At 48.5% G+C, this 8,708-nt stretch carries 10 protein-coding genes and 1 pseudogene; 8 read left to right on the forward strand and 3 right to left on the reverse strand.

The genetic code is table 11. The annotated features are described in order from the left end of the window. The 6 genes from FDW87_RS22335 to FDW87_RS11195 all read left to right on the forward strand — a co-directional run. Positions 1-346, forward strand: a 346-nt coding sequence (locus FDW87_RS22335) for an aldehyde dehydrogenase family protein (RefSeq protein ID WP_252363117.1), incomplete at its 5' end; no start/stop codon positions are given. Positions 347-521: 175 nt separating this feature from the next. Next, the gene (glsB, locus tag FDW87_RS11175) at positions 522-1,448 is read left to right on the forward strand and encodes a glutaminase B (RefSeq protein WP_016153077.1); all 927 of its coding nucleotides are present in this window, start codon (positions 522-524) and stop codon (positions 1,446-1,448) included. Beyond that, entirely contained in the window at positions 1,448-1,807 is a 360-nt protein-coding gene (locus tag FDW87_RS11180) for a DUF4186 domain-containing protein (RefSeq protein WP_047359047.1), read from the forward strand. The genes glsB and FDW87_RS11180 overlap by 1 nt, the downstream gene beginning before the upstream one ends. A gap of 81 nt (positions 1,808-1,888) precedes the next feature. Continuing rightward, positions 1,889-2,416 carry an N-acetyltransferase gene (locus FDW87_RS11185; RefSeq protein ID WP_137379746.1) on the forward strand — a complete coding sequence of 176 codons (528 nt, stop codon included), beginning with the start codon at positions 1,889-1,891 and terminating at the stop codon, positions 2,414-2,416. 106 nt (positions 2,417-2,522) lie between these two features. Further along, positions 2,523-3,974 carry a tagaturonate reductase gene (locus FDW87_RS11190; protein ID WP_046276380.1) on the forward strand — a complete coding sequence of 484 codons (1,452 nt, stop codon included), beginning with the start codon at positions 2,523-2,525 and terminating at the stop codon, positions 3,972-3,974. A gap of 208 nt (positions 3,975-4,182) precedes the next feature. Further along, entirely contained in the window at positions 4,183-5,097 is a 915-nt protein-coding gene (locus tag FDW87_RS11195; RefSeq protein ID WP_016153081.1) for a bestrophin family protein, read from the forward strand. Here the strand turns inward: FDW87_RS11195 and FDW87_RS11200 are convergent. Further along, the gene (locus FDW87_RS11200) at positions 5,094-5,471 is read right to left on the reverse strand and encodes a GFA family protein (protein WP_115190592.1); all 378 of its coding nucleotides are present in this window, start codon (positions 5,469-5,471) and stop codon (positions 5,094-5,096) included. The two genes, FDW87_RS11195 and FDW87_RS11200, sit on opposite strands and share 4 nt — an antisense overlap. A 131-nt stretch (positions 5,472-5,602) precedes the next feature. Next, complete coding sequence (gene tam / locus FDW87_RS11205; RefSeq protein WP_137379747.1) at positions 5,603-6,361, reverse strand: trans-aconitate 2-methyltransferase; 759 nt, start codon at positions 6,359-6,361, stop codon at positions 5,603-5,605. 457 nt (positions 6,362-6,818) lie between these two features. Here tam and FDW87_RS23295 point away from each other — a divergent pair. Beyond that, positions 6,819-6,941 (forward strand): annotated as a pseudogene (locus tag FDW87_RS23295) (alpha/beta hydrolase); the annotation flags it as partial. Positions 6,942-7,128: 187 nt separating this feature from the next. Here the strand turns inward: FDW87_RS23295 and FDW87_RS11210 are convergent. After that, complete coding sequence (locus tag FDW87_RS11210; protein WP_016153084.1) at positions 7,129-7,845, reverse strand: YebC/PmpR family DNA-binding transcriptional regulator; 717 nt, start codon at positions 7,843-7,845, stop codon at positions 7,129-7,131. Positions 7,846-8,300: 455 nt separating this feature from the next. On the opposite strand from FDW87_RS11210, the gene FDW87_RS11215 reads away from it, so the two are divergent. Continuing rightward, positions 8,301-8,588: a VF530 family DNA-binding protein gene (locus FDW87_RS11215; RefSeq protein WP_016153085.1), complete on the forward strand. Its 288-nt coding sequence runs from the start codon at positions 8,301-8,303 to the stop codon at positions 8,586-8,588. The last annotated feature ends 120 nt before the right edge of the window (positions 8,589-8,708 follow it).

An 8,708-nucleotide genomic window follows, 5' to 3' on the forward strand; every position in this document is an offset into this window, starting at 1 on the left:
CGTGACGGTTCTGGGGGATGTCACCCCGGAGATGACGGCTTTTCGTCAGGAGCTGTTTGGCCCGGTTGCAGCGATTACCGTTGCAAAGAATGCGGAACATGCCTTAGCGCTGGCTAATGACAGTGATTTCGGCTTATCAGCCACGGTGTTCACCGCGGATGAAGCTCTGGCGCAGAAGATGGCGTCACGCCTGGAGTGTGGGGGCGTATTTATCAATGGTTACAGCGCCAGCGATGCCCGCGTTGCTTTTGGCGGCGTGAAGAAAAGTGGTTTTGGCCGCGAGCTTTCACACTTTGGTCTGCATGAGTTTTGTAATGTACAGACCGTCTGGAAAAACCGCCTCTGATGGTGTGGGTGCCTCCGACGGGGGCACCGGCCTTAATTCTGCAATGTTTCTGTCTACGGCATGAATCTCACCCGCTCATGCAGACCGTGGCCAGATTCCGCCTTCCGGCCTGACGCTGCGTATTCAGCTCTGTTATACTCGCAGGCCTTTCATACCTGCGAGCAAGGAGCATGTTGTGGCCAGGGCCATGGACAATTCAATTTTAGAGACCATTGTGCAGCAGGTTCGTCCGCTGATTGGTCAGGGTAAAGTCGCTGATTACATTCCTGCCTTAGCTTCTGTCGACGGTTCAAAACTGGGTATTGCTATTTGCACCGTCGATGGACAGCACTATCAGGCGGGGGATGCGCAAGAGCGCTTTTCAATTCAGTCAATTTCAAAGGTGCTCAGTCTGGTCGTGGCGATGCGTCACTATCAGGAAGATGAGATCTGGCAACGTGTCGGCAAGGATCCTTCCGGGCATCCTTTTAATTCCCTGGTGCAGCTGGAAATGGAGCAAGGGATCCCACGCAATCCCTTTATCAACGCCGGGGCGCTGGTGGTTTGCGATATGCTGCAAGGACGTCTGAGCGCACCGCGTCAACGGATGCTGGAAGTGGTACGGGCGCTAAGCGGCGTTTCGGATATCGCCTATGATGCGACGGTGGCGCGTTCTGAGTTTGAGCACTCGGCGCGTAACGCGGCTATTGCCTGGTTAATGAAGTCCTTTGGCAATTTTCACCACGACGTGACCACCGTTTTGCAAAATTACTTTCACTACTGCGCACTGAAAATGAGCTGTGTGGAGCTGGCGCGCACGTTCGTCTTTCTGGCAAATCAGGGACATGCTTTTCATCTTGCTGAGCCCGTGGTGACGCCCATGCAGGCCCGACAGATCAACGCGCTGATGGCGACCAGTGGCATGTATCAGAACGCAGGGGAATTTGCCTGGCGAGTGGGCTTACCGGCGAAATCTGGTGTGGGGGGCGGTATCGTGGCTATCGTGCCTCACGAGATGGCGATTGCCGTCTGGAGTCCGGAACTGGATGCGGCGGGAAATTCGCTGGCGGGTATCGCCGTGCTGGAGCAATTAACGCAACAACTGGGGCGCTCGGTTTACTGATGAACTCGCTCGATCCTCTTTTTGCCCGGCTGGCGAAATCAACGTTTCGCTCGCGGTTTCGCCTTGGCCAGAAAGAAAGGCAGTATTGTCTGGATAAAGGCGCGCCGGTTATCGAACAACACGCCACGGATTTTATTGCCAAACGGCTGGCGCCCGCGTTTCCTGCCAATGACGGTAAGCAGACACCCATGCGCGGGCATCCGGTATTTATCGCTCAACATGCTACGGCGACCTGTTGTCGGGGATGTCTGGCGAAATGGCATGATATCCCTCAGGGTGTGGCGTTAAACGATGAACAGCAGCGTTACGTTGTCACGGTTATCTATCACTGGCTAGTGATCCAGATGAACAAGCCATAGATAACATAATCCTATGATATGACTCCTTGTGTTGTGCAATTGTTAAAAGCAGTATGAAGGGGTCATTCTAAGGAGAAAAAAATGGCTTCCTGTAAACCCTGCTTTGTGCTGAGCGCGGCCCAGATTCTGTCGAGAATCGATGAATTCAGCGACATCCTTGAAACATGCGTCAATGATGGCGCCTCTGTCAGCTTTATGCTCCCTTTTAGTGGTGATAAATCACGGCCTTTCTGGATAAGTGTCGCGCAAAGCGTTGACCGTGGAGAAAGGATTGTTCTGGGTACGCAGAACGCACAGGGGATGCTTGTCGGTACCGTCCAGCTCATTATCGATCAACCCGAAAACCAACCTCATCGTGCTGATGTCGCTAAGTTGCTGGTTCACCCCTCCGCGCGGCGCGGTGGGGTTGCCCGGACGTTGATGAACGAACTCGAAAACTGCGCGCGTCAGCAAGGGAAAACGCTGCTGGTGCTTGATACAGCGACGGGCAGCAGCGCTGAGTTGTTCTACCACAATTGTGGATGGCAAAAAGTAGGGGTGATACCGGACTATGCAAAAATGCCTGACGGGAAGCTGACCGGGACCACACTTTTCTACAAAACTCTCTAATTTGTCGCCGGGGATTGATCAAAACAGGGTTTCAATGTATTAAAGTTTGCTAACCTATTGGACCAATTCAATCAGGTTGTATGACTAATTAAAAAGGGAACCCATTGTGCAAACACTAAATCGTCGCGATTTCCCCGGTGCTCAGTATCCTGAACGCATTATTCAGTTTGGTGAAGGAAACTTCCTGCGCGCCTTTGTTGACTGGCAAGTCGATTTGCTGAACGAACATACCGATCTGAACGCGGGTGTAGTCATTGTTCGTCCTATCGAAAGTACCTTCCCGCCATCGCTGAGTACGCAGGATGGTCTCTATACCACCATCATTCGTGGTTTGAATGAGAAGGGCGAGGCCGTAAGCGATGCCCGTTTGATCCGTTCGGTTAACCGCGAAATCAGCGTCTATAGCGAATACGATGAGTTCCTGAAGTTGGCGCATAATCCAGATATGCGTTTTGTGTTCTCCAACACGACTGAAGCGGGCATCAGCTACCACGCGGGCGATAAGTTTGAGGATGCACCGGCCGTGAGTTATCCGGCTAAACTGACCCGACTGTTGTTCGAACGCTTCAGCCATTTTAATGGCGCGTCGGATAAAGGCTGGATTATCATTCCTTGCGAACTGATTGATTACAATGGTGATGCGCTGCGTGAACTGGTCCTGCGCTACGCTCAGGAGTGGGCGCTGCCGGAGGCATTTATTCAGTGGCTGGATCAGGCCAACGCATTTTGCTCCACGCTGGTGGACCGCATTGTTACCGGTTATCCGCGTGACGAAGTGGAGAAACTGGAAGCTGAGTTGGGCTATCACGATGCCTTCCTCGACACTGCAGAACACTTCTATCTGTTCGTTATTCAGGGACCGAAGTCATTAGCTGCAGAGCTGCGTCTGGATAAATATCCGCTTAATGTCCTGATTGTTGATGACATCAAACCGTACAAAGAACGGAAAGTGGCGATTCTCAACGGGGCACACACCGCACTGGTTCCCGTTGCCTGGCAGGCAGGGCTGGACACCGTGGGTGAGGCGATGAATGACGCAGAGATTTGCGCCTTCGTTGAAAAAGCGATTTATGAAGAGATCATTCCGGTACTGGATTTACCCCGCGATGAGCTGGCGTCTTTCGCCAGTGCGGTGACCGGTCGATTCTGCAATCCGTACATCAAGCATCAGTTGCTGTCGATTGCCCTGAACGGCATGACTAAATTCCGTACCCGTATTTTGCCGCAGCTGCTGGCAGGGCAACAGGCCAGCGGTAAGCTGCCGGCGCGCCTGACGTTTGCGCTTGCCGCGCTGATAGCTTTCTATCGTGGAGAGCGTAACGGTGAGGCTTATCCGGTCCAGGATGATGCGCACTGGGTGGCACGTTTTCAACAGCTGTGGTCCCAGCATCATGACCGCCAGATAAGCACCGACGAGTTAGTCAAATCGGTACTGGGCGTTAAAGAACACTGGGAACAGGATCTGACTCAGGTTTCCGGACTCGTGGAGCAGGTTTCAGCCGATCTGGATACCATTCTGGCCAAAGGCATGCGTGAAGCCGTTAAGCCATTGTGCTAAGAATACAACCCGGCTCAGGCCGGGTTTTTTATAGAACATTATTTAGTTACAACATACTATTGTTTATTAATAACTACACCGTTCTGTAACTCCGGTGCGCGGTGGTTCTGGCAGAGCAACAGTTGTGTAGTTAATGTTGCGATTAACTTGCAACATTGATCATGATCGCGTCTAATGTGATGGATTTCACATTTTCCCGAAGAAAACCATGATCGTTCGCCCCCAACAACACTGGCTACGCCTGATATTCGTCTGGCATGGGTCAGTATTATCCAAAATCTTTTCACGACTGCTGCTGAACTTCCTGCTCTCCATCGCCGTTATTATCATGCTTCCGTGGTATACGATGCTGGGAATCAAATTCACGCTGGCGCCATTCAGCATTCTCGGCGTGGCGATTGCAATCTTTTTAGGTTTTCGCAATAACGCCTGTTATTCACGTTACGTTGAGGCCCGACACCTGTGGGGGCAGTTGATGATTGCTTCCCGATCGCTACTGCGTGAGGTAAAAACCACCTTACCGGACGACGCCGAATTAGGGCAGTTTGTTCGTCTGCAAATCGCGTTTGCCCACTGTTTACGCATGACTTTACGTCGAAAGCCACAGGCAGAGCCGTTGGCGAAGTACCTCAGCGAGAAAGATCTGCAGACGGTATTTGCCTCACAATCTCCAGCAAACCGCATTTTGTTGTTGATGGGAGAGTGGTTGGCCGTGCGCAGGCGTAATGGTCAACTGTCAGACATATTATTTCATAGTTTAAACAATAGGTTAAACGATATGTCTGCGGTACTGGCTGGTTGTGAGCGGATTGCGAATACGCCGGTCCCGTTTGCTTATACTTTGATCCTTCATCGCACGGTATACCTGTTTTGTATCATGCTGCCATTCGCGTTAGTGGTGGATCTGCACTACATGACACCGTTTATCTCGGTGCTTATTTCCTATACATTTATCTCGCTCGACACGCTTGCAGAAGAGCTTGAAGATCCGTTTGGCACAGAGAACAATGACCTGCCGCTGGATGCGATTTGCAATGCGATCGAAATCGATTTGCTGCAGATGAACGATGAAACAAATGTGCCAGCAAAACACATGCCTGATAAGCATTACCAACTAACTTAGTTACGTTCGTTTTGCCACCAGTCTGGCTGCATATCGGAAAACGAATGAAACTCTGGCGCCAGGTCTTCATCGTTAGGGTCATCAAAAGCCCCGGCTAAAAGTGCAATTACCGGGGCATCATCAATAGCGCCCACGGAACTGCCGCACTGAGGGCAAAAGGCTCGACAACTCGTTTCTGATGAGCGCCAGGTTGTCGGTTTTCCGGCTTTTCCCGTCCATTCTACATTTTCTGCATCAAACTCAATCCAGACGACGGTCGGTGCGCCCGTATGTTTCCGGCATATATCGCAGGAGCAGGTATGGGAATTATTAGGACTGCTGGCCGTGAAGCGGATCGAACCACAAAGACACCCACCAATGTAGACTTTAGACATAACAACTCCCGTCAGAAACACGTGGCAAGACACTAGCAGATGCCTCGCATTGTCACTAGATCCTTATGTTAAAAAGGCGAGGGCGCTCATAGGCGATCCTCTATTCCTGTGATCTATCTGATGATAAATGCTTAATTATTGCGTCGCGCAACAATAAACAATCGGGGAAATGCCAGTAAAATTTTGCCATTTTCCTGCAGTGGATATTGCTCCTGAAGTAGTTCGTGGTAGCGCGGCAGATACTGACGTTGCTCGCTTTCTCTCAAATCCTGCAACCAGGGGCGCAGGCCTGTAGAACTTACCCAGTCGATAATTGCTTGATGAGAATCCATAATGTGATAATACGTGGTACGCCAGATATCCACCTTACAGCCAGTTTCGGTCAAAATATCATAGTAGGCATGTACGCCAGGAAGTGGCGCACGACCCCGGTCCGGGAAACCCTGTTCATAAGCCACTTCGCGCATCAGAACATGCGTGGGTTCCAGCCAGTTATCCGGCATTTGTACGGCCAGAACGCCGTTGCGACCCAGCAGCGATACCAGGTTCGGCAATAGTTCATAGTGATCGGGTACCCATTGTAAAGACGCATTTGCGTAAAGCAGATCCACAGGATGCTCGGGCTGGAACTGACTGATATCCGCTTCAATAAAATGGCATTGCGGTAATGCGTTGCGCGCTTCATTCAGCATGGCGGGTGAGGAATCAACCCCGGTTATTACAGCCGAAGGCCAGCGCTGATGCAGTAATGCCGTGCTGTTTCCCGGACCACAGCCAAGATCAACAACTGAACGAACACTCTCTAACGCCACTCTGTTGAGTAATTCCGCTGCGGGTCTTGAACGTTCAGTTTCATATTGCAGATAAAGCGAAGGGTTCCAGTCAGCCATGAATGAATCTCCAGTATGAGAGAAAAAGGCAGAAAGGACCGCATAAGTCCTTGCCGGTGAGCCATTTCATTTAGAAGATTATATGATAATGAAGGATAAGGGCAGAAATATGCCAGGAAGACAGATTGGCATGTCTGTGGTTTGCCTGCGTGAAATACAGTTATCGATTTTGATGTTCAGTGAGTGATGCGGCACAGGTCGAAAATGGTTAGCGCTGGTAACGGCATTTGAAAAGAGGTTTGGCCATCATTATCGAGCAGCACAAGGATTACCATAAAGCTTCAGATTCTACCTTACTCAACGCTAGTGCGCATAATGTATATTATGTTAAATACAATTTAGTATTTGATGAATGCTTAGTTCATACCCCTTAGCTGACGCCGTTCCATCAAATCCTTACCCTTCCCTTATCTGCTACGGTAAAAAGTTTTCGTCAGATGACCCCGAATGCAGATCCCTCTTTAGCCATTCTCAGTTTGGCGGTTCCGGTTGGTACACAGTGATGAAAAACGATAAGGTCAGAGCTGTTGTCGCCTTCGAGTCAGGAAGCCAGGAAGCGGTTTTTTCATTCCTGGAAAAGCTCCCCCTGCTAATCCTGACTGAAAACTGCTGGACATGACTGTCTGCCTTGAGCAAAAGCAGACAGTCACTTTGATTTTCTACCGTAAATTTTTTCTTTTTTTATAATCAATGTATCGGGCTAGATATTTTTGTAACAACTTTATAAGTTAAAGATCTGCCGCAATAACAGATTCCTTTATTTATAATTAGAGGTTTGCAACGTTGTGATAGACTTTTTGAACATCATCGTCATCTTCAAGGGCATCAACGAGTCCTGCAAAGATTTCTAAATCTTCTGGCGAAAGTTCAACTTCTGATTGAGCAATCATTTCTAATTCTGTTGTTGAGAATTCAGTAATCCCAGCGGCTTTCAGGGCTGCAATTCCTTTATGAAGGTCTGTAGATTCAGTATAAATAACGATGTTTCCCTCTTCTTCGGTTACATCGCGAACATCTACATCAGCATTAAGCAAAATTTCAAAAATATGGTCAGGATCTGTTCCTGCAAATACAATCACCCCGGTATTGTCAAACATATAGCTGACAGCACCTGCCGCTCCGATATTCCCGCCTTTTTTATTGAAAATTGAGCGGACATTAGCAATCGTACGGTTAACATTTGACGTCAACGTTTCAGCGATAATCAGTGAACCACTTGGACCAAAGCCTTCATAGCGCCCTTGCACGAACGTTTCATCGCTGCCGCCTTTGGCTTTATCAATTGCTTTATCAATAACGTGTTTAGGAACCTGTGCTTGTTTCGCACGTTCAATAACGAATTTTAAAGCTGAGTTTGATTCTGGGTCTGGTTCACCTTGTTTGGCAGCGGCATAGATTTCTACACCGAATTTTGCATATATATTAGACGTTGCACCGTCTTTAGCAGTTTTTTTAGCAACAATATTTGCCCATTTACGTCCCACTGGAATAGTCTCCTCAGAAATTCATTTACATTACATGCAGATTAATAGCCTGCAAATTTTTCCGCAATATTATATCATGATATGTAAACTCTCGTCCATGAAAAACAAAATATCCATGTTTTACTAAATGTTACTTTAATTTTATCAATGGTTAACATTATGGATATGATATTTTCGTTTTTTTAGATCTTTTGTTTTTTTTAATTATAATAGTCGAATGACAGCAATAAGACATAAATAAAGAGAAGCTGAAGTAACAATCCAGGTATAAATACCCACTTAAGATTAATGAACGCATCTAATCCAGATCTTTTCTTCAGCAATGTCTGGCTGATGTTTACTTCTTAATCATGAAAGCCTGAGGAACAGATGCCATTGCTGGTCGCCCCGCTTTCTTGTAACCTTCTTCCCGTTGCACTACTGACAAAATCTGGAACCACTGAACTGGACTTCATATGAATGCTCATATTTCTAAAGACCCTTTACATGGCGTAACGCTTGAAATGCAGGTCAATGCACTGGTTGATCGTTATGGTTGGGCTGAGCTGGCGCAACGTATTAATATCAACTGCTTTAAAAATGAGCCGAGCGTTAAATCCAGTTTGAAGTTTCTGCGCCGCACGCCGTGGGCGCGGGCAGAAGTTGAAGCGCTGTACCTGGATTCACTGCATGACCTTGCCTCAAATAACACCACCGAACCGGCGTTCGATCCCTGGGCTAACAGCCGCAACAAGAAGAATTAAGAGCAAAATCTGATGTCAGCATCCGGTTTTATTTCAGCAAATTATCAGAAAAAACTGGCGAATATTCTCGCCCGTTCCCGAGCCAGGCTGCCGCGAACCAACATGAAATGGTTCGCGCTG

Origin of the sequence: Citrobacter sp. wls826 (assembly GCF_005281245.1) — a bacterium.
GTDB classification, from domain to species: domain Bacteria; phylum Pseudomonadota; class Gammaproteobacteria; order Enterobacterales; family Enterobacteriaceae; genus Citrobacter; species Citrobacter braakii.

Bases quoted from the DNA above. Each gene is read 5' to 3' on its own strand.
- FDW87_RS11180 (WP_047359047.1), top strand. From the start codon at position 1,448: ATGAACTCGCTCGATCCTCTTTTTGCCCGGCTGGCGAAATCAACGTTT.
- FDW87_RS11185 (WP_137379746.1), top strand. From the start codon at position 1,889: ATGGCTTCCTGTAAACCCTGCTTTGTGCTGAGCGCGGCCCAGATTCTG.
- FDW87_RS11195 (WP_016153081.1), top strand. From the start codon at position 4,183: ATGATCGTTCGCCCCCAACAACACTGGCTACGCCTGATATTCGTCTGG.
- FDW87_RS11200 (WP_115190592.1), bottom strand. From the start codon at position 5,471: ATGTCTAAAGTCTACATTGGTGGGTGTCTTTGTGGTTCGATCCGCTTC.
- tam (WP_137379747.1), bottom strand. From the start codon at position 6,361: ATGGCTGACTGGAACCCTTCGCTTTATCTGCAATATGAAACTGAACGT.
- FDW87_RS11215 (WP_016153085.1), top strand. From the start codon at position 8,301: ATGAATGCTCATATTTCTAAAGACCCTTTACATGGCGTAACGCTTGAA.